Annotated in this window: 16 protein-coding genes; 7 read left to right on the top strand and 9 right to left on the bottom strand. The window is 68.9% G+C overall.

The window, feature by feature from the left end; all coding sequences use genetic code 11:
- The 9 genes from ACZYZF_RS23815 to ACZYZF_RS23855 form a co-directional block, all read right to left on the bottom strand.
- Positions 1–1089 carry an AAA family ATPase gene (locus tag ACZYZF_RS23815; RefSeq protein WP_463836981.1) on the bottom strand — a complete coding sequence of 363 codons (1089 nt, stop codon included), beginning with the start codon at positions 1087–1089 and terminating at the stop codon, positions 1–3.
- Positions 1086–1709 carry a nicotinamide riboside transporter PnuC gene (pnuC, locus tag ACZYZF_RS23820; RefSeq protein WP_463747131.1) on the bottom strand — a complete coding sequence of 208 codons (624 nt, stop codon included), beginning with the start codon at positions 1707–1709 and terminating at the stop codon, positions 1086–1088. Before pnuC ends, ACZYZF_RS23815 begins: the two co-directional genes overlap by 4 nt.
- 31 nt (positions 1710–1740) lie before the next feature.
- Positions 1741–2292 carry an AAA family ATPase gene (locus tag ACZYZF_RS23825; protein WP_463836983.1) on the bottom strand — a complete coding sequence of 184 codons (552 nt, stop codon included), beginning with the start codon at positions 2290–2292 and terminating at the stop codon, positions 1741–1743.
- Positions 2279–3034, bottom strand: coding sequence for an energy-coupling factor transporter transmembrane component T family protein (locus ACZYZF_RS23830; protein ID WP_463747133.1), 756 nt, complete (start codon positions 3032–3034; stop codon positions 2279–2281). Before ACZYZF_RS23830 ends, ACZYZF_RS23825 begins: the two co-directional genes overlap by 14 nt.
- Positions 3031–4515 (bottom strand): ABC transporter ATP-binding protein, encoded by a 1485-nt coding sequence (locus ACZYZF_RS23835; protein WP_463836985.1) that lies wholly within the window; start codon positions 4513–4515, stop codon positions 3031–3033. The genes ACZYZF_RS23830 and ACZYZF_RS23835 overlap by 4 nt, the downstream gene beginning before the upstream one ends.
- The gene (locus ACZYZF_RS23840; protein WP_463747135.1) at positions 4512–5129 is read right to left on the bottom strand and encodes an ECF transporter S component; all 618 of its coding nucleotides are present in this window, start codon (positions 5127–5129) and stop codon (positions 4512–4514) included. The genes ACZYZF_RS23835 and ACZYZF_RS23840 overlap by 4 nt, the downstream gene beginning before the upstream one ends.
- A 57-nt stretch (positions 5130–5186) precedes the next feature.
- Positions 5187–5642: a VOC family protein gene (locus ACZYZF_RS23845; RefSeq protein ID WP_463747136.1), complete on the bottom strand. Its 456-nt coding sequence runs from the start codon at positions 5640–5642 to the stop codon at positions 5187–5189.
- Positions 5643–5818: 176 nt separating this feature from the next.
- Complete coding sequence (locus ACZYZF_RS23850) at positions 5819–6433, bottom strand: maleylpyruvate isomerase N-terminal domain-containing protein (RefSeq protein ID WP_463747137.1); 615 nt, start codon at positions 6431–6433, stop codon at positions 5819–5821.
- Complete coding sequence (locus tag ACZYZF_RS23855) at positions 6430–7548, bottom strand: citrate synthase 2 (protein ID WP_463836986.1); 1119 nt, start codon at positions 7546–7548, stop codon at positions 6430–6432. Before ACZYZF_RS23855 ends, ACZYZF_RS23850 begins: the two co-directional genes overlap by 4 nt.
- A 92-nt stretch (positions 7549–7640) precedes the next feature.
- On the opposite strand from ACZYZF_RS23855, the gene pdxH reads away from it, so the two are divergent.
- The 7 genes from pdxH (at position 7641) to ACZYZF_RS23890 (ending at position 20450) form a co-directional block, all read left to right on the top strand.
- Positions 7641–8276, top strand: coding sequence for a pyridoxamine 5'-phosphate oxidase (pdxH, locus tag ACZYZF_RS23860; RefSeq protein ID WP_463747241.1), 636 nt, complete (start codon positions 7641–7643; stop codon positions 8274–8276).
- A complete protein-coding gene (locus ACZYZF_RS23865) occupies positions 8276–9592 on the top strand; it encodes an MFS transporter (RefSeq protein WP_463836987.1) in 1317 nt (438 codons plus the stop codon). Before pdxH ends, ACZYZF_RS23865 begins: the two co-directional genes overlap by 1 nt.
- An 81-nt stretch (positions 9593–9673) precedes the next feature.
- The gene (locus tag ACZYZF_RS23870) at positions 9674–10324 is read left to right on the top strand and encodes a TetR family transcriptional regulator (protein ID WP_463836989.1); all 651 of its coding nucleotides are present in this window, start codon (positions 9674–9676) and stop codon (positions 10322–10324) included.
- Between the two features lie 491 nt (positions 10325–10815).
- Positions 10816–11394: a hypothetical protein gene (locus ACZYZF_RS23875; protein WP_463836990.1), complete on the top strand. Its 579-nt coding sequence runs from the start codon at positions 10816–10818 to the stop codon at positions 11392–11394.
- Positions 11395–11398: 4 nt separating this feature from the next.
- Positions 11399–14218: a VWA domain-containing protein gene (locus tag ACZYZF_RS23880; RefSeq protein ID WP_463836992.1), complete on the top strand. Its 2820-nt coding sequence runs from the start codon at positions 11399–11401 to the stop codon at positions 14216–14218.
- On the top strand, positions 14218–17766 hold the full coding sequence (locus tag ACZYZF_RS23885) for a tubulin-like doman-containing protein (RefSeq protein WP_463836994.1): 3549 nt from the start codon (positions 14218–14220) through the stop codon (positions 17764–17766). The genes ACZYZF_RS23880 and ACZYZF_RS23885 overlap by 1 nt, the downstream gene beginning before the upstream one ends.
- A 2-nt stretch (positions 17767–17768) precedes the next feature.
- Positions 17769–20450, top strand: coding sequence for a hypothetical protein (locus ACZYZF_RS23890; protein ID WP_463836995.1), 2682 nt, complete (start codon positions 17769–17771; stop codon positions 20448–20450).
- The last annotated feature ends 1 nt before the right edge of the window (position 20451 follow it).

The raw sequence follows: 20451 nt of genomic DNA on the forward strand, positions 1-20451 counted from the left end.
TTATTCGAAGCCGGGCCCGTGCAACGGCTCCCCGAAGCGCATCGAAAGATCCAACAGCGGGTCGACGGTGCGTAGGGCCACCTCGACGCGGTCGGACAGGGAACCCGTCAACAGCACCCAGGAGTGCCCGGCGGCCGTCAGCGCGTCGGCGAACCAGCCGGTCATCGCCGCCCGCATGTCCAGATCGCCCTCCCGCATGCCGTCGTCGTGCCACGGCACGTCGGCGTGATCGGTGAGTAGATACACCGCTCGGTGCGCCACCCGGGTCCACGGCTGACCGCTGCGCGCAGCCGTGCCGAGATAACGTCGCTCCCACACCGCCGTGGCGAACGCGTCGGTGTCACACACCAGGATCGGTGAACCGTCGCGGGCCGCAACCTCCTCCCGGCGGTTCTGCTCGTCCCCGATGGCATCGAAATCAGCGTGTTCCCAAACTAATTCGTCGATCGCGCGGTCGGGTTGGCGTTCCCAGAGGCGGGCCGTGTGTTCGCGGCCGTATTCCTCGACGTTGCGGGTCGCGGCCCAGACTCCACCCCGCGCCGCGTAGTGCTGCTGCAGGCGCGCGGTTACCGTCGTCGTCCCCGTCGACTCCGCGCCCAACACGACGACCCGGGTGGTGAGCCCGGCGCGGGTGGCCGGGGCCAGTTCGGGCCACCGGCCGGCCAGGTCGCGCCGGACGGCCGAGGCGCTGACCGCGCTCCGGGTGATCCGCACACTCGTGGCATCGAACCAGCGGGCCAGCTCGTCACCGTAGTCGTCGCCACAGAACACGGCGTCGACGGTGGCCAGGCAGTCGGCCGCGCGTAGCCCAGCGCGCATGGCGGCCACCTGCGCTGCCCACACCCGTTGATCGTTGACGTCCAGTGGTGCATCGCAAGGGATTCCGGCGACGGTGACATTGGTGTGGGCGGTGTGGGTATCGCGCAGCCAGGCCACCCGGTCCGCCAGCGGTACGGTCTCCGGGGCCGCCGCCATCACCAGCACGCTCACCCGGTCGCAGCGTTGCGCGGCGGCGGTGATCGCGGCGTGATGTCCGCGATGGGGCGGATAGAACTTGCCGATGAACAGGCCGTGACCGAACTCGCTCATGGCACCCGCACCTTCCGCCAGGACTGCAGCCCCGACAGACACAGCGCCAGGAACACCACGTAGATCGCCGCGGTCAGGTTCAGATCGCGGCTCAGGTAGAGCGGGATGTAGACGCAGTCGGCAGCGATCCAGAAGTACCAAGTCTGAAGGTACTTGCCGTTCAGCAGCCACTGCGCGACCAACGACAAACTCGTGGTGAGCGCATCGAGAAACGGGGCCGCGTCGTGCGCGGCGCGCAGGACGACCGTCAGAAGTGCAGTCCCCGCCACGACAATGGCTACACACCAACCGATTTGGTCCGGGCGCGCCCGGGTGACCACCAGCGGGGTGCGGCCGGCGTTGCCGTACCGCCACTGCCACCAACCGGCGAAACCCAATGCGATGTAGAGAACCTGCAGGCCGGCGTCGGCCCACAGCCGCGCCGAGGCGAACAGCACCAGGAAGAACAGGCAGTTGGCGATGCCCACCGGGAAGTTCGCGATGTGCCGGCGCACGGTCAGTGCCACGCACAGCCCGCCGGTGACGAAGCCCAGCAGCTCGGCCCAACTCACCGCGTCGCCGCCCAGGATGAACAGTGTGGTGGTGAGCGGCTGCACGAGCTGCGCCATCCAGTCCAGCATCGGCCCTCCCTCCGATCGTTTCGCGTCGACCCTAACCGGGAGCGGTGAACTCGAATCCGCGTGCGGTCAGCACCGCGATCAGATCGGCGCTCGCCCTGGGCTCAAATCGTGCGATGAACGCGTTCTCTTGAGCGGCCCACCGGTCCCAGTGCGGCCGGTAGGTCTCGCCGTCGCGTTCCAGTGCGCGACGCCTGCGCTCGGTGTCGTCGGCGTCGACCCAGATGCCCAGATCGGCCAGCGCCCGGGTGGCCGGGGTGAGCGCGCCGATGCCCTCGACGATGAGCCGTTGTCCGGGTTCGACCGTGTGCCAGCCGCTGGGCGCAGCCGTTGTCCAGTCCCATTGTCGCCAGCGTCCGGTATGTCCGGCCGCCCGCGGCTCGAGCAGTGACCGCCGCACATGTTCTGCGGCCCAGGATAATCCGTCCCACCCGGGGTAGATGTCGTCGAGACGTACCACCGCGCTGTCGGTCCAGGTGTCGTGCAGCTGAACCGCCAGCGTCGACTTGCCCGACCCGGAACGGCCGTCGATCAGTACGGTCGTCGCCGTGGGGCCGAGGCGGCCCAGGATGTCATCGAGTGCCAATGAAGTTCCAGGTTCCGGAGGCCACCGACACGGAGATGGCGGCTGCTGCGATCACGAACCCGGCTGCGATCAAGGCGAATTCGCGTGGGCCGAACGGCGACGGCCGGGCCCAGGTGCGGGTGGGGTAGGCGCCGAACCCGCGGGCCTCCATCGCGGTGGCAAGCTTCGACCCGCGCCGCACCGCGAATACCAGCAGGGCGAACGTCTGCCCGGCGATGCGGCGCATCCTGGCGTGGTCGGCCACCCCGCGGGCGCGCCGGGCGTAGCCGAGGTACTGCCAGTCCTGTCCGAGCAGCCCGACCAGACGCAGGCCGGCCAGCGCGCCGATCACGAACCGGGCCGGCAGTCGCAGCACCTGCCCCAAACCATCTGCCAATTCGGTCGATTCGACGCCGATGAACAGAATGACCGACGGCAGCGCAATCGCCAGGACCCGCAGGAATGTGGCCGCCGCCAGGGCGATGGATCCGTCACTGATCGTGACCAGGACGAAGTGCCAGTACACCGTTCCGCTCGCCTGCCCGTAGAGCAGGATGGTGATCGCGGTGAGCGTGGCCGCCAGGATGACCACTGCGCCCCGGGTCAGCGCCGCACGCAGTTTCACACCGATCAGGGCGAACAGCACGATCTCACCGACCAGCGCGGTCAGCGCCGACACCCAGTCGACCGACAGCACCAGGGCACCGGCGATGATCAGGGCGGTGAGCAGCCTCGCGACCGGGTTGATCGTGCGCGCGGTCATGGGCGCGTCTCCGCGGTGGGTTCCCAGTCGGGCAACACGATCCTTGCGTCGGCGAGCAGGCCGGCGAAGTCGAGGTCGTGGGTGGCTGCGACGACGGCCGTACCGCCATCGGCGATCTCGGCCAGCAACCTCGTCAGTTCCTCCCACGTGCGCCGGTCCTGCCCGAAGGTCGGCTCGTCGAGGATGATCACCCTGGGCGCGGTCGCCAGCATCGTGGCCACCGACAGTCGGCGCTTCTCTCCACCGGAGAGGGTGTAGGGGTTCACCGCGGCGAGATGTGCCAGGTGCAGGCGTTCGAGGAGTTCGTCGGTGCGGGTGGTGATTTCGGCAGTGGGAAGCTTGATCGCCTTGGGGCCCAACGAGAGTTCGTCGCGAACCGTGGCGGTGAGGAACTGATGCTCGGGATCCTGGAACACGCTGCCGATGCGGGTGAGCAGTTCTTTGGACCGCCATTTGACCGGATTGCGGCGCGACGGGGACGGCGAGAAGCCGGGGCGCGCCTCGAGACGTCCGGCAGGCACGGGTAACAGGCCGCCGAGGGTGAGCGCCAGCGTCGACTTGCCGGCTCCGTTCGGGCCCGTGATCACCGTGGTCTGGCCGGCGTCGATCTCGAAATTCAACCCGACGTGCATGGGGGGATCACCCGGGTGGGCCAGCGCGAGATCGGCAGCATGCAGCAATGTTTCGCGTGTTCGCGACCGGTGGCGGGTGAGGTCGGGCAGCGGGGTGTCGGGTACCCAGACACCCGATCGGACCAGGTAGTCGTGGTTGCGCCGGATGGTCGCATCAGGTGATCCGTCGGAGATCACCTGACCGTCGGCGCCCAGTACGACGACGCGGTCGATGACGGGCATCCACACCTCGGTGCGGTGCTCGATGACGATGAGGGTCGCGCCGGTCCGGGCGGCCGAAGCGGCAACCGCGTCCCGCACTTCGAGGACACCGGCGGGGTCGAGGTTGGCCGTCGGTTCGTCGAGCAGGATGAGCCCGGGATCCATGGCGATCACCCCGGCCAGCGCGAGACGCTGCTTCTGCCCGCCGGACAGCTCCGAGGTGGCCTGGGACAGACTCAGATTCAGTCCGACGGCGTCGAGGGCCGAGCGGACCCGGGGCCAGATCTGTTCGCGCGGCACGCCGAGGTTCTCCATGCCGAAGGCGACGTCATCACCGACTCGGGACAGGATCACCTGGGCGTCGGGATCCTGCAGCACCATGCCGATCCGGTGGCGTTGTTCGCCCGGCACGGCGCCGTCGACCTGGATAACGCCGGCCTCGCTGCCCTCTTCGGCGCCACCGAGCAATCCCGCAATGCCGTGCAGCAGAGTCGATTTCCCGGCTCCGGATGGCCCCAGCAGCATGACCCGCTCGCCGGGTTCGATCCGCAGATCGAGGTCCCGCACGGCCCAGGCGGCGCGACCGGCATGACACCAACCCCAGGTGTGCGCGGTGACGGTGGCACCGGCGCCGTGCGGTGAGCTCATCGAGCGTCGGGGCCGATCCGCCCTGAGGCGAACCGGCTCAGCGCCCCGGTTTTCGCCAGACCTCTGACCGCGAACCAAGACAGGAGCCCGGCGACCAGCGCGCCGGAGACGATCGCCGAAACCGTGTAGATCGCGGCGAACGCGTTGGCCGAACCGGGATACCAGAGGATGAGGTCGTTGATCGCCAGGGCCAGTCCGGCGACGCCGCCGGCGATCAAGGCGACCGGCAATCCCCAGCGACGGTAGAGGAACACCGCGAAGACCAGTTCTGCGCCGAGGCCCTGCACCAGTCCGGATTCGAGCGTGAGCACGCCCCACTGGTTGCCGACCAGCGCCGACACCGTGGCCGCGACGAGCTCGCCGTACAGGGCCGCACCCGGCTTGCGGATCACCAGGGCGGTGAGCACGCCCGCGAACAACCATCCGCCGGCGAGCAACGCCTGCAGCCCGGGAAGCACCGCCGTCAACGGTGCGCTGATCGGGTTGGACGCAATGTTCCACACGACGAACACCAGCCCGGCCGCCGTAGCGAGGACGCTGGCGACCACGATGTCCACGACCCGCCAGCGCATCGCGCGGGTGGCCGGCGTGGTGTCGGTGGGCTGGGTGTTCATCGATCTCCTTCGTGGCAGGAGATCAGTATGGACTCTGGGTGACGGCGGGGGAGCGGGCTACTGCCCGGACTGCATGGCCTGCGCGATCTCCTCCGGGCTGACCTCGCGCACCGGCTGCCCGAGCGACCACTGGTGACCGAACGGATCGCGCACCATGCCGTAGCGGTCGCCCCAGAACTGGTCTTCCAGCGGCATCACGACCTCTGCGCCGGCGTCGACCGCCTTGGCGAAACTGGCCTCGACATCGGTGACGGTGAGGTGGATGGTCACCGGGGTGCCGCCAAGGGCCTTGGGAGTTGTCGACTTGCCGTCGTTGTACTCGGGAAAGTCGTCATTGAGCATGACCGTGGACCCGTTGATGCCGAGCGCGGCGTGAATGAGTCTGCGGCCGTCGGGCCCGGGCACGCGGCCCAGCTCGGTGGCACCGAATGCCTTGACGTAGAAGTCAATTGCCGCGGCGGCGTCGTCGACAACCAGGTGCGGCAGGACTGCGGGTGTTACTTCGATCGCCATGATCTTCTCCTGGGGTTGGTGAGCGGATGCAATGCAGACCCGGCCGGCGGGCGGATCTCATCGGCGGACACCACCCATGCAACCACCGCCCTCTGACAAGAGCCCGGCCGCGAAACTACGCTTTGTGACGGAAATGGCCCTGATCTCGTCAGAAACCGTGATCTCGGCGCGCGAAGTCAGGTGACGGAGAATCCCCGCGGCAGCTCGGCCCGTCCGGTCAGGGCCATCAGCAGGGCCTCGCCCTTGCCCAGCTCCACCGCGCTCCGCGCGGCCAGGACGTTGGCCGCCTCCAGCACCTCGGCCGGCAGATCCGCCGAACAGCCGGTGGCTCGGGCGATGTCCAGGCTGTGTACGGCGAGCTCGAAGATCCGGGTCGGCAGGTAGTCGCTCAACCGGATCCCGAACCCGCCGATCACGGTGATCAACGGATCGCCTGCCTCGTCCACATCGGCCAGGGCCCGGCTGACCAGCGCATCCACCGCGGCGGCCGGATCGGAGCCCAGGTCCCGCCCGGCCTGCCTGCCGCGTTCGACGATGGCCTCGGCGCCGGCGTCGGACATGAACCCCCGCATGGCGGCGTAGTACTCGACCGGACCGGCCAGATCGGCCGTCGGCGCCGGGTCCTGCAGATAGGTGCTGACGGTGATCAGCGAGCGCGACGCGTGGCCCACCAGTGCCCGCAGATCCCACTCGCCCAGGCCGGGTCCGTCGAACGAATCCGCCGGCAGCGTCCGCACCAAACGGGCGAAAGCATGTGCTGCCGAAGCGAATTCGTCGCGAGCGTCAATCATGACGTGGCGATCTTGTCCCATCCGGCGACCGACTCGACACTGCGCGGTTCGGGGCCGACGTAAATGGCGGCCGGGCGCACCAACTTGCCCAGCCGTTTCTGTTCCATGATGTGCGCGCACCAGCCCGCGGTGCGGCCGCAGGTGAACATCGCGGGCATCATCGAGGCAGGGACCTGGGCGAAGTCCAGCATCACCGCCGCCCAGAACTCGACGTTGGTCTCGATGGCCCGGTCCGGGCGGCGCTCCCGAAGCTCGGCCAGCGCGGCCTGCTCCAGGGCCGCGGCCACCTCGTAGCGGGGCGCCCCAAGACGTTTCGCGGTGGCCCGCAACACCCGGGCCCGCGGATCCTCGGCCCGGTACACGCGGTGCCCGAAGCCCATCAGCTTGTCGCCGCGATCCAAGATGGATTTCACCACTGCGCGGGCGTCGCCGGACTTCTCGACCTCTTCGATCATCGGCAGCACCCGGGCCGGGGCGCCGCCGTGCAGCGGTCCGCTCATCGCGCCCACCGCGCCAGACAGGGAGGCCGCGACATCGGCACCGGTGGAGGCGATCACCCGGGCGGTGAAGGTCGAGGCATTCATCCCGTGCTCGGCGGCGGTGACCCAGTATGCGTCGATGGCCTCGACGTGCTTGGGATCCGGGTCGCCCTGCCAGCGGGTCATGAAACGTGCTGTGACCGTGTCGCATTCGTCGATCCGGCGTTGCGGTACCGCAGGTTGGTAGATGCCGCGGGCGGACTGGGCCACGTAGGACAGCGCCATCACGGAGGCCCGCGCCAACTGGTCCCGCGCGGTGGTGTCCTCGATGTCCAGCAGCGGTGCGTAGCCCCAGATCGGTGCCAGCATCGCCAGCCCGGCCTGGACGTCGACGCGGACATCGCCGCTGTGAATGGGCAGTGGGAACGGCTCGGCCGGGGGCAGGCCCGTGCCGAAACCGCCGTCGACCAGCAGTCCCCACACATCGCCGAAGGTGACCCGGCGGCTGACCAGTTCCTCGATGTCCACGCCCCGGTAGCGCAGCGCGCCGCCGTCCTTGTCCGGTTCGGCGATTTCGGTGGTGAAGGCAACGACGCCTTCGAGGCCGGCAACGAAGTCTTCCGGTACAGCTGGCATGGGCAGATTCTTGCACCACGCTCAGGCGTAGCGTTACCGCGGTGGCAAGACCCTCCGAGCATCCCTCCGAAAACCAGCATGACCTGGCCGCCATGCGCGCGGATTACGTGGAGAAGGACGGCCGCGGCGACCTGGACGTCGACTGGCTCGGCGAGGATCCGGCCACCGGTTGGTTGACGTTGTTGCGCACCTGGCTGGCCGATGCGTACCGCGCCGGGGTGGCCGAGCCCAACGCCATGGTGGTCGCCACCACCGACGACGAGGGAAGGCCCGTCACCCGGACGGTGTTGTGCAAGAGCATGGACGAGCCGGGCATCACGTTCTACACCAACTATGACTCCGCCAAGGGGGTGCAGCTGGCCGCGCACCCGTACGCGTCGGCGACCTTCCCCTGGTACCGGCTGGGCCGCCAGGTCCATGTGCGCGGTCCGGTGACCAAGGTCAGCCGCGAGGCCACCGAGGAGTACTGGTCCAAGCGCCCCAGGGGTTCTCAGCTGGGGGCCTGGGCGTCGCAGCAGTCGAGCCCGATCGCGTCGCGCCCGGCCCTGCTGGACCGGCTCGCCGAGGTGACCGCGCGATTCGCCGATCTCGAAGCGATTCCGGTGCCGCCGAACTGGGGTGGGTATCTGATCACGCCGGAGAGCGTGGAGTTCTGGCAGGGCCGGGAGGACCGGGTACACAACCGAATTCGCGTGACCGGCGCCCGCGCCGAACGTCTCCAGCCCTAGTGGGCAGGTTTTTCGCCGACACCACACCGCTGCGCACCCCGGATTTCCGGCGGTTGTGGGTGGCCGGAATCCCCACGGTCATCGGCGCCAACCTGACCATCTTCGCGGTGCCGGTGCAGCTGTACGTGCTCACCGAGAACTCGGCCTACGTCGGATTGTCCGGTCTGTTCGCGCTTGTTCCGCTGGTGGTTTTCGGCCTGTGGGGTGGCGCGTGGGCCGACGCGATGGACCGCAGGCTGCTGCTGATCATCGCCTCGATCGGATTGGCCGGAGCCTCCGTGCTGCTGTGGCTGCAGGCCGCGCTGGCACTGAACAACGTGTGGGTGGTCTTGTGCCTGCTCGGTGTGCAGCAAGCGTTCTACGCGATCAACAGCCCGACGCGGTCGGCTGCCATACCGCGGATGCTGCCGGGCGAGCAGTTGCCCGCGGCGAACTCGCTGAACATGACGGTCATGCAGTTCGGCGCGATCGTCGGCCCGCTGATGGCCGGATTCCTGCTCACCTGGGTGGACCTGTCGACGTTGTACCTGATCGACGCCGTGACCTGTCTGGCGCCGATCTGGGCGACCTTCCGGCTTGCTCCGATGCCGCCGGCGAGCACCGAGGAGGGAGCCTCGCGCTGGGGCCTGACGGCGGTGCTGGACGGCTTCCGCTACCTGGCCGGCAACCGGGTGGTGTTGATGTCGTTCGTCGTCGATCTGGTGGCGATGATCTTCGGCATGCCGCGCGCCTTGTTCCCCCAGATGGCGCACGAGAGTTTCGGCGGCCCGGTCGGGGGTGGGACGGCCATGGCGTTGCTGGCGGCGGCGATGTCGGTGGGGGCGGTGGCCGGCGGGGTGTTCTCGGGCTGGCTGCCGCGGATCCGTAGGCAGGGGCTGGCCGTCGTGCTGGCCATCGTGGTGTGGGGCGTGGCGATGGTCGGTTTCGGGATCGCAGGTGGGGCAGCCGGCGGCGCCACCGGCCTGGTGTTGTGGATTGCCCTGGCGTTCTTGGCTGTTGGCGGTGCCGCGGACATGGTGTCGGCCGCTTTCCGGTCGACGATCCTGCAGCAGGCGGCCTCCGACGAGCTGCGCGGACGGTTGCAGGGCGTGTTCACGGTCGTGGTGGCCGGTGGCCCGCGACTGGCCGACACGTTGCACGGCGCGGCAGCGGCGGCCGTGGGCACGACGGTCGCCGCCGCGGGCGGCGGCGCGCTGGTGGTCGTCGGCGTGGTGATCGCCGCGCTCGCGGTGCCGGCATTCGTTCGCTACCGGGTGAGTTCGAACGGAGCGAGCATCAGCGGCCAGCAGGAACAGTCCGAGCCTGACAAAGTATGACCACCGGCGAATGGCAACCGACGCCACATAGTTGCCGAATCGGTCCGAAAGTGCGGTGCACGGGCGATAACATCCGATCTCGTGGGTGACGTGATGCGGCAGGCCGAGGCCGGTTTGCGTGAACGCAAGAAGCAACGTACCCGGGCGACGTTGATCGAGGCCGCGATCGAGCTGTGCGACCGCCAGGGGTTCGAGCAGACCACCGTCGAGCAGATCGCGGCGGTCGCGGATGTCTCCCCGCGCACCTTCAGCCGCTACTTCGCGACCAAGGACGCGGTCGTTCTGGCGTTCGTCGATGAGGTGATCGAGAGCGTGGCGATCGAGTTGGCGACGCAACCGGCCGAAATCGGCCACCTCGAGGCGTTGTACCGCGCTCACGTGCAGGCGTTCGTCAAGACCAAGACCGCGCCGCCGACCCAACTCACGGCCGACCGGCTGTTGGCCTCGGCGCGCATCGTCACCTCGTCGCCGGCGTTGATGCATACGGCGTCGCAGTTCCGGGCGGATGCGGTCAACGTGGCGCTGGCGCGGCGGATGGGCGTGCCCGGCGACGATCGTCGGCTCAAGCTGACGGCCGTCGTGTGGGGTTCGATCATCATGACTGCCATCGGTGAGCTGGGTTCTCAGGCAGATTGGGCTTCGGTGAGCGTCGACGACATCGTGGGACGGGTCGAGGCGACGTATGCCGATTTCCGGTCGGTCGTCGAAGGCGTGGGTTCGGCCGGGGCCTGATCACGGCGGCCCATCCGGCAAATCTGTTGAACCGGTGGGCGGTCGCGGGAGCACCGGATTGGCGCGTGGCCGACCCCGCAGATGCGGTTAGGCTCAATCGGCCGCATATGAATGCGAAGTATCTGGCAGAGTCCGGTGGCGCGCTACAGCGAACGCTGCCGCGCACGGCGACACCCGTCCCGATTACCATCGAATCTTCGGATGGCTGTCGGCGGGCGGCCGCTTTTCGACGGGGTCAACGAGCTATGGGTGGGGAAAAGCAGATGACATGCGGCGGGCACGGGGGCGGCCCGGCTGATCCATTCGGCAACAACCCATTCGGCCGAACACGACGGGCGATCGCTTCGGCGAAGCATCGGGTCGCCGCACCGCCTGCTTCGATAGCATCACGTGGTGCGGTTCGGGGGTCTGGGTTCGCTGTCAGCGGTGGCCACACGACTCCGCATCGACTTCGCCCGACCGAGAACTGAAGACGGAAGGATTGGTGGCGTTTGAGCACCCCGAGTCCATTCGATTTCAGCGACTTCGGTCCCCCCGCGCGGCCCGGCCCAACCGGCCCTGGCGCCGGCCGGGGTGGGCATCCGGCACCAGGTCCGGGTGGGCCCTCGTCGGGATTCGATCCGTGGGCCGGGCAACCCCCGGCCCAGCCCCAGCGCGCGCCCCACGAGGTCTTCGGGGGGCAGCCGGCCGGCCATCCCATGGGGGCGCAGGATGCGTTCGGTCAGCCCATCACGGTGGGGCCCGGCGCGGCGGCACTGCGGACCACCGGACCTCCGTTGGTGTGGTTTGCGGTGGCGCTCGCATTGGCGCTGGCCGGAGTGATCGTCGCGGTGATCGGCGCGGTCCTGGGGCCGATGCCGGCCATGGCGGTGGCGGGCTGGCTGTTGGCCGGGCCGATCGCCATCGGCGCGCTGGCGGTGTACACGCGGGTGGACACCCGGCGTCGCACCGATGCGATCTACTCGGCGCCGAGTTGGACGTCCACGCTGTACTGGGCGGTGCTTGCGGTGTGCCTGGTGGGCATCGCCGTCGGGGCCTGGCAGATCGCACTGTGGGCGGGCAGGCTCTAGAGCGATGACGAGGGGATTGCGTAGGGGATTTGTGCGCGTCGTCGCCATGATGGTGCTGGTCGTGTTGACCGGGCTGGCGACCGTGCTGGTGGGTTTGACCCTCCCGACCGCGTCGGCACAGGAATCCGCCGGCGGGGCGCAGCGCTTCGGTGCGTGTCTGGCCGCACAGAAGACCGGCGACCTGCTGTTGTTGTTCGACGAGTCGAGCAGCTTGCAGCAAAGCGATCCGCAAGGTGCGCGGGTGCAGGCCGCCCGCTACTTGCTGCAGACCCTCGGCCGCTACGCCGGACGCGTGGATGCAGATCTGGAAGTCGCGTCGGCCGGGTTCTCCGACACTTATATCGCTGAGCACGACTGGACTCGCCTCACTGACGCCAACGCCGACGCGACGGCGCAGCTCCTGGGAAGCCTGGAGTCCAAGAACACCGGCATCGACACCGATTACTGGGTGGCCCTGGACGGGGCCCGCCAGGCGTTGGCGGCCCGCGCGAAGAACGCCGAGGGCGGTCAGCGCTGCCAGGCGATCGCGTGGTTCTCCGACGGCAAGATCGACTTCACCGCACGCGAGGTGGCCAAGCCGTACGCCGAGGGCGTCGACCTGAGTTCCCCGGAGGGGGTGGAGCAGGCGCGGCAGCGCGCGGTCGAGTCGATCTGCCGCTCCGGTGGGGTGGCCGACCAGGTCCGGTCGTCGGGGATCGTGATGCTCGGCATCGGCCTGGGCGCCACGACCGCCCCGGCGGACTTCGACGTGATGAGCGCGATCAGCACAGGGAAGGGTCTCGCCGGGAAGACGTGTGGGGACAAGACCGATCCGGTGCCGGGTGACTTCTATTCGGTGGCCGACATCGACGACATGCTGTTCGCGTTCGACGCGCTCAACCCGGACCCGGGTATCGAGAGCCAGGGTGCGGTGTGCCAGCTGCAGGTGTGTCCGGAGGCCAAGCACAACTTCGTGCTGGACCGCTCGATCAAGTCGGTGACCATCCTCGGCTCCGGCGACGTGCCCGGCGTGGTGCCCTATCTGGTGTCGCCGTCGGGGCAGACGGTGGAGTTGCCGCGCAAAGACGGATCCGTCGATGTCGATGTCGCGGGCGTCAAAGTGACTTACGAGTGGTTGTCCGAGACCGGGCAGAACATCGTCATGCAGAACACCGGCGGCGGCGAATGGATCGGCCAGTGGGGCATCGTCTACGTGGACACTGCCGGTCAGCACCCCGAGGCGGTGTCGAAGGTCAGCATCCACATCTCCACCGACATCTTCCCGGCCCTGATCGGCAGTGACGGTAAGCAAGGGCCTGACGTCACGTGGCACAGCGGCCAGACCCTGGACGGGCTGACCTTCGGCCTCGTCGACGGGCAGAACAAGCCGGTGACGCCCACCGACCTGGTCGGTTCGGCCACGCTGTCAGCGCAACTGGTGCCTGCCGGGGCGGCACCCATCGAACTGCTCGCCAATGTCCCGAAGGAGGACATCGGCAAACCGGTGAAGGTCGATCTGAGCCAAGTCGAACCCGGCCCGGCCACGTTGAAGATGTCATTGGTCGTCACCACCGCACCAGCAGTGGACCTGGTGGGTGTGCAGGTCGCGCCCGGTACCCAATTGTCGCCGCAGAACGTCGACGTCAACCTGCAGATCCTGCCGAAGCTCGGCCTGCCGTCGCCGGGCGAGCGGATCGACTTCGGCAGCGTCCAGGCCAAAGAGGGAGCGACGACGTCGCTGAACATCACCGGCCCGGGCTGCGTGTGGATCGCCGACTCCGACGCCGTCACGGTGGAGGCCGGCCCCGAAGGCATCGGCACACCGAAGTTGAGCTCAGCGGCCAACTCGCCGGGGAACTGCCTCAAGGTGCAGGACGGCCAGACCGGGAAGCTGGAGGTCACCCTGCGCACCGAGCAGGACGGCCACGGTGGTCTCAGCGGCACGGTGCCGCTCCACGTTGCCGCACTGGACAATCCCGATGATTCGCAGACGGTCCAGGTGCCGTTCACGGCGTCGTTGATCAAGCCGTTGAGCACCGTCAACTTCGTGCTGGTGCTCATCGCCGCGCTGCTGCTCGGTCCGGGCATCCCGCTGGGCTTGCTGTACCTGTCGAAGTGGTGGGTGAGCAAGATCCCCGACATCCCGCTGTTGGCCGAACGGATCCGGGCCGAGGTGCGCTCGGACATCGCGCTGCGTGACGGTGAGCCGTTCGCGATGGTCGACACCGATCTGGTCAATCCGGTGCCCGGGCTGGCCGGCGGTGCGCGCCGGCTGTCGGTGCTGGGGACCACGCTGACCGTGGTGATGGGCCGCAGCCCGTTCGGCGCCGGCCATGTCGGTGTCGACGCCGGGCACCTGGTCAGCACTGGCTCCGAACTGCCCGCCACCGACGACACCGGCCTGCATGCGGTGCTGCCGCTGGCAGTGCACAACACCTGGGTGGTGCTGCATGATCCGCGTGGGCCGTCGACCGACGCCGAGGTGTTGTTGCTGGTCAGTGGCAACACCGACATCGCGGCGCGGGAACAGCTCTACGAAGAGGTGGCGCGACGGCTGCCCGAGGTCCTCAACGGTCTGCGGCTGCGCGCCGTCCAGGCCGGGCTGGCCTCCCCGCACGACGACGCCGGGCCTGGCGCATCCCCGTTCCGTGAGACAGCTGTGGGTGCGCCGGTGGGCTACGACCCCTTCGCCGACGGTGCGCAGCCGATGACATCCCCGCCGATGGCGCCCCCGCCGATGCGACCGGGACCCGGACCGGGGCAGCCCGGCCCCGGGCAGCCCGGGCCGGTCCAGCCGCAGCGGTATGACTCTGATCCGTTCGATCCCTTTGGTGGAGGAGCCTGATGCGACGTTTCCTGGTAGTCGGATGCGGTGGTTCGGGTGGCGCCACGTTGGCGTTCATGATGGACCAGCTGCGTTCCGAACTGCACGCCGCCGGCGTCGACAAGGTCCTGTCCGGTTGGCAGTTCGTGCACATCGACGTGCCGAGCGCCGCCGAGTCAGGGCCCGAGGGTCTCGCCAACGTGCCCGCACAGGGCGGCAGCTACATCGGCTGTGGCCCGCAGGGCAGCAGTTACGCGATCCTCGACGGCGCGCTGTCGCAGCGGCTGGCCGCGGACGGTGCGCTGGACGCCATCGCCACCTGGGCGCCGCGTAACCCGCAAGAGGTGACCAACCCGATCTCGGCGGGCGCCGGGCAGTACCGCGCCATCGGCCGGATGATCACGCTGAGCAAGGCCAGCGAGATTCACGCCCGGTTGCAGGCGGCCTGGGATGCTCTGTTCCGGGTGGAGACCATCTCGGAGATGTCGACGGTCAGCGTGCCGGGCATGGGCCGGTTCGACCCCAACGAACCGCCGCTGGTGCTGGTGGTGTCGTCGATGGCCGGCGGTGCGGGCGCGTCGATGGCGTTGGACATCTGCCGGCTGCTGACCCTGGTCACGGGGCTGGACCCGAAGCTGATGGGCGTCTTCATGGTGACCCCCGACATCTTCGAGTCGCTGCCGGAGAGCGCTCGGATCGGCGTGCGGGCCAATGCGCTGGCCATGCTCGGTGAGATCGTGGCCAGCCAGACCGGTGCGGCCCGGGAACATGACGTGCGGATCTTGCGGGCGTTGGGCCAGCATCACGGCGACGGTGAGCCGGTGCCGTTCGCCCGCGTCTTCCCGGTGGGCCGCTACATCGGCGCCGACCGCACCCTGTTCGGCGACGGCTCCCAGTACGCGGTGTATCGCGGCCTGGCCCGCGGGTTGGCCGGCCTGATGATGAGCGGTAAGGCCAGCGACCAGTTCGTGTCCTACGACCTCGGCAACACCGCATCTCCGACCGGCGACCGAGACGTGCTCGGCTGGGGTATCTCGTCGTGGGATGTGCTGCCGTGGGGTACCTACGGTTTCTCCAGCCTGAGTATGGGGCGGGACCGCTACGCCGAGTACGCCGCGCAGCGGTTGGCCCGCAGCTGCGCCGACAAACTGTCGTTCGGGCACCTGCAGCCCGGCAACCCGGCCTCCAGCAATGAACAGCTGGACACGCTGCTGAGCAGCCAGTGGCAGGCGCACTGCAATGAGTTGAGAATGCCCGCCGCGGCCGGCGACGAGCAGGCGCGCGTCGGGATCCTCGGCAACTGGATCGCCAACGGCGCCTTCCCGCCGGACGCGGTGACCTCCACCGTCAACGGGCTGATCGAGCGGCAATTGCGCGGCTACCTGCCCAACCCTGCGGGCATGTCGGCCGAGCAGTGGGTGCCGGTGTTCCGTCAGGCGGTGCTCAACAGGCGTGCCGATCTGGCCCGGGCTTGTTCCGAGACCGCGTACGCGATGGTGTTCTCCTGGCATCGCGAGTTCGCCGACCAGGTGGAGCAGATGGTCGGCACCGCGGCCGCCTCGCTGGGCCTGCCTTATGCCCGGGAGTTGATCGACCGGCTGCGTCTGCACCTCGACAGCGTCCTGGCACCCGGCATCGCACAACTCGGCGCCATGGGCCCGCCCGACATCGTCGCCGTACCTCCGCAGGTCGACGCCGCCCTGCGGTCGCTGCGCGGCGTGATGACCAACGCCGACCAGGTGCTGGGCATCGCACTGGACGGCTTCCGGTCCACGGTGCGCCGCCAGCTCTACGCCGACGCCGCCGCCAGGATGGCCGATGTGCTGCGGGTGATGGGCGCCGAACTGCTGGCGCCGCTGCGCGACGCGTTGGGCGAGGCGATGATCCTGTTGGAGAAGGCCCGGACCCAGCCACCGTCGGACGTCGGCCTGGCCCGGCTGTCCACCAACCAGTACGTGGCGTGGCCGTCGGACGCCGACGAGCTGGTGCCGTCGCGATTCGCCGAAGCCAACAACGAGGTGCTGCTGATCAGCTCCTCGGCGTTCAAGCAGCGCTACGAAGCTGACCTGCCCAAGGCGGTGGGCGGCTCGAACGCGATGATTCCGCTGCGCACCGCCGTCGACGATGCCACCACCCGGGTGATCCTGGGCCTGTGGCAGACCACCGGCGGGACGGCAGCGCCGGGCGGGCTCGTCCAACGCACCGCGACCTGGGTGACCCGGGCACTGGGTACCGATCCGGAGAACGGACGGCCGCGGGTGCCGTCGATGGCGCAGTTCGACGTGCACACCCGGCCCGCTGAACTGCTGGCGCGGGCCCGGCTCTACGTGGGACGGCCCGGCGAAGCGTTCGAGGAGTTCTGCAAGGTTTCGTTGCGGGACTACGTCCAGGGCGCCGGCGCCTCGGAATCGGAACTGGTCAATCGGCGTCGCGATATCGACACCAAGTTCGCCGAGGCACTGTCTCTCGCCCGGCCGCTGGCCAGCGTCAACGATCAGGCGTTGCAGCGGGTGCATCCCGGCCAACAGGTGGAGTACCGGTACAAGTTCTCCGAGATCCCGTTCGCCGGTCAGCCGGTGGCCGACACGTTGGCCGAGGTGCTGCGCTCCAACCCGCGCATCGACCAGGCCACCAAGGACAACTACGGCCGGTCGCTGTCGGACGAGGACAGCGTCACCCGCATCGACATCTTCGGCTCCTACCCGAACTACTCACCGCTGGTGTTCGATTCGGTGCTCAAGCCGGCCGCGCAGCAGTGGGCCCAGACCGCGGGTCCGGGCCGGGGGGCGTTCTGGCGGTACCGTCGCTCCCGGCCGCTGGCAGCGTCCCTGCCGATGACCGACGCGGAACGTCGCACGATGACCGCCGGCTGGTTCCTCGGTCAGTTGCTCGGACGCATCCAGATCCCGGCGTCGCCGTTCACCGATCCGGTGCGTATCTACGACGGCAATGACAACCAGTGGCTGAGCTTCCCGAATCCGCTGCTGACTCCGCCGTCGGCGTTCACCGCGTCCTACGACTGGCTGCCCGCGGTGATGGAGTCGAGCCTGTTGGCCATCGCCACCTCCCATGAGCCGCCGGTGATGACGTCGCTGCGGCCGTACGGGGTACTGCGGGCGCTCTACGATTCGCACAGCCAGGACCCGGCCAGCGGCATCGTCGAACTGTCGGCGTCTGGACTGGTGCGGGAATTCCTCAAGACCGGAACGTCGGGGCCGGGGATCAGTTCCCGGGTCGGGCCGATCGCGGCCGCGCAGACCCCCGAGGACCGGCAGGCCGCCGCCGAAACGTGGTTGGGCAACGTCCGCGACGTCGCGGCCCAGTACCTGCCGGCCGACACACCCGGGGCCACTCCCGATGGTGCGTTCACCACCGTCACCACCCGGTCCAAGGCGGCGAAGACGCCGATCTTCCGGGACCTGGCACCCGATGTGTTCTGGGCGACCGAGACGCTGATCAAGCTGTTGCAGCGCGAGGGTGAGGCGTTGGCTCAGGGGCAGGCGGCCGGTGCGGGCGCGTTCTTCGATGATGGCGGCTCGGTCGTCATCCCCGACGGGGGGACGTTCTGACGATGGCGTTGCCTGGGGTAACTCCGACCGCGGCGCCGTCCCGCGCATTGACGGTGCTGCTGGCGCCCCGACCGCAGACCGAGGAGATCCTCTCGGTGCTGGTGGATTACTCCGCGGTCGGGCTGATCGGGTCGTTCGTGTGGATCGACGCCGCCGATGTCGGCGGCAGCGCCACCCACGGAACCCTGGTTCGCGACGGACAGTGCGAGCCGGTGGTGTTGCAGCAGATGCTGACCGGTGAGCGCTATGACCGGATCCGGATTGCGGTGCTCGTCCCCGTCGACGTGCCGGCTGCCGATCGGGTTCCGCTGGCGGTCGAGCAGGCAGTGGAACAGACCGTTCGGAGCAGTTCGATGGGCGCCCCGATCAACCTGCTGCGGCTGTTGTTCACGCGTGGTGACGCGATCCCCACGACGCCCGATCTGGCGCTGGTGCTCGAAGGCTGGCACAACCTGCTGATCGCGCCGGAAGATTCGGCGGCGCCCGGGTTGGGTGCAGTGGCCTGGGGGCGGCTCACCGATCCGCTGGACGTGGCTCAGCATGCGGCTCCGGTGGTGGCCGGGGTCACCGGCCTGTGGGCGGGGGTGGACCAGGGCCCCTTCGACACATTGGAGATCCTGCCGGGGCAGACCGTGCGTGCGGTGCGGGCGTTCTATCGGTGGCTCGACACCGACGGCGTGGAGGAAGGGTTGCGCGCTCACCTGTTCGATCCGACCGGCCGCCTGCCATTGCCCCGTGGCGGGCAGGTGCCGGTGATCTACATCGAGGATGTGCCCACCGCTGCCCAGTCGATGGCACGCGCGTTGTGGACGAAACACCGTGATGTGTTGCGCGGGCCCAGGATCGCCGCGACCGCGGGCCAGGAGCAGGCCATCTCGATCTGGGCCGCGATGAAGATGTTCCTCAAGTTCATGGGTGCGGCAGTGCGCAGCGCGCCCGCGGCGTGGTGGTCGGCAGTGATGGGGACGGTCACCTCGGCGGTGGTCACCACCGTGCAGAGCACCGTCTTCGGCCGAACCGACTCGGCGTTCGCGGTGGTCGCCGACACCACCCAATCCGACTGGCAGGACCTGGGGCGCAGCGCGGAAACCCTGAGCAACGCCCTCGGCGGCGGGCAGGGCGAACATTTCGTCCAGCAGGACATGAGCGGGTTGTGGACCGACTTCGTCAACGGCGCACTGACTTTGGCCGACGGTGGCCGCCGCGCTGCCGGGCTCGAACCCGTCCAGGTCGGCGCGGCCATCGGGGTCGTCTACAACGCCGCCGATGTGGTGCCGAGCGCGTCTGAACGGTTCCAGGGCATCCCGACATCGCTTGCCGCGGTGATCGGAGTCAGCTCGGTGGAGGGCGCCGACGTGCTCGGTGCGGCCAATCTGCGAGACCGGTTGCAGCGTGCCTACTCCGACCCGGCGGCCGGGGTGGAAGCCCGAAACACCGGCACCCAGCTCGATCGCTGGCAGGCATCGGTCACGAAAAGCTATGCCTGGCAAGTCAGCTCGATCCTGGCCGATTTCATGCACCGGGGCCGTGCCGAGGTGGCCGAACTGGTGTCCCAGATCCAGGCGCTGGCGAACCGTGGTGCAGTCGACGAGCGGCTGAAGGCCCGGCAACAGGCGATCAGCACCATCCTCAAGACGTTCACCTGGGCGCTGCTCGGTGTGCTGCTGACCCTGGTCGGTGTGGCGGCGATGGACTGGGTGCGCTGGAAGTTCGCCTTCGCCACCGGCGGAGCCCTGATCGGCTTGTACATCGTGGTGTCGCTGGCGTTGTTCTTGTTGGGGCAGCGAGACCTGTTCGCCGAGATGAACATGCGCAAATCGCAAGCGGCCGAGCTGGAAGCGATGCAGGCGAATCTACGTACTGCACTGCAGGACGTGGGCCGATTGTCGACGGCCTACGGCCAACTGCTGGCCTGGTGCCGAACCCTGGGCACCGTGCTGCACGCGCCGTTCGGTCCGCCACCGCCGGCGCGCCCACCGGCCGGCCAACTCGTCGCGGGGCTGCCCCGGTCGACCCAGGTCGGGGTGGCCACCGCGTCGTCTGAGCAGGCCGACAACGCCATTCACGGCATTCAGAGCCGGCTCTATGCGTTGGGCTGGTTGACCAAACCGTGGGAGGACATGGTGGGCGAGGCCGCCGCGCGGCTGCGTGAGGAACCCGCGGCGTTGTTCAGGCAGCCTGGCGTCGGCTCGTCCTCCGGTCTCGACCAGTGGTCGCAGGCTGTGATCAGCGGCCGGGTGAAGCCCGCCGGCGCCGACGCGTTGTGGGCCCGGGTCGAGCACATGTTCAACGATGACGGCGGCGCACCGCAGGGCAGTGTGAGCGACACCCTGACCCGTAACGTCCTGGTGCCCACCATCGGTCGTCAAGTACCCGCCCAGCAGTTCAGCGCCGGGATCACCGATCACCGGCCGGGCCACGCCGCACCGTTCGACGCGTCGCTGTTCACCCATGCCGCGGTGACGGCGGGACGTTCGGCGGTCGCCGTCGACAAGGTGGCCGTCAACCGCCGCGGGCTGGGCTACCGGGCGGTCGTGGTGCAGGCCAGCGATGGTCTGCCGCCGTATGACTTCGCGTTGTTCGAGACGCCGGTGTCGGTCATGCCCGGAGTCGAGGATGAGCCGACCACAATGATCAGCCGGGCCGACTTTGACGTGCCGCCCGGGGAGGACATGGTGTTCTAGC

It is taken from the genome of Mycobacterium sp. IDUB_24 (genome assembly GCF_055419385.1).

Bases quoted from the DNA above. Each gene is read 5' to 3' on its own strand.
- ACZYZF_RS23815 (WP_463836981.1), bottom strand. From the start codon at position 1,089: ATGAGCGAGTTCGGTCACGGCCTGTTCATCGGCAAGTTCTATCCGCCC.
- pnuC (WP_463747131.1), bottom strand. From the start codon at position 1,709: ATGCTGGACTGGATGGCGCAGCTCGTGCAGCCGCTCACCACCACACTG.
- ACZYZF_RS23830 (WP_463747133.1), bottom strand. From the start codon at position 3,034: ATGACCGCGCGCACGATCAACCCGGTCGCGAGGCTGCTCACCGCCCTG.
- ACZYZF_RS23835 (WP_463836985.1), bottom strand. From the start codon at position 4,515: ATGAGCTCACCGCACGGCGCCGGTGCCACCGTCACCGCGCACACCTGG.
- ACZYZF_RS23840 (WP_463747135.1), bottom strand. From the start codon at position 5,129: ATGAACACCCAGCCCACCGACACCACGCCGGCCACCCGCGCGATGCGC.
- ACZYZF_RS23845 (WP_463747136.1), bottom strand. From the start codon at position 5,642: ATGGCGATCGAAGTAACACCCGCAGTCCTGCCGCACCTGGTTGTCGAC.
- ACZYZF_RS23850 (WP_463747137.1), bottom strand. From the start codon at position 6,433: ATGATTGACGCTCGCGACGAATTCGCTTCGGCAGCACATGCTTTCGCC.
- ACZYZF_RS23855 (WP_463836986.1), bottom strand. From the start codon at position 7,548: ATGCCAGCTGTACCGGAAGACTTCGTTGCCGGCCTCGAAGGCGTCGTT.
- pdxH (WP_463747241.1), top strand. From the start codon at position 7,641: ATGCGCGCGGATTACGTGGAGAAGGACGGCCGCGGCGACCTGGACGTC.
- ACZYZF_RS23880 (WP_463836992.1), top strand. From the start codon at position 11,399: ATGACGAGGGGATTGCGTAGGGGATTTGTGCGCGTCGTCGCCATGATG.
- ACZYZF_RS23885 (WP_463836994.1), top strand. From the start codon at position 14,218: ATGCGACGTTTCCTGGTAGTCGGATGCGGTGGTTCGGGTGGCGCCACG.
- ACZYZF_RS23890 (WP_463836995.1), top strand. From the start codon at position 17,769: ATGGCGTTGCCTGGGGTAACTCCGACCGCGGCGCCGTCCCGCGCATTG.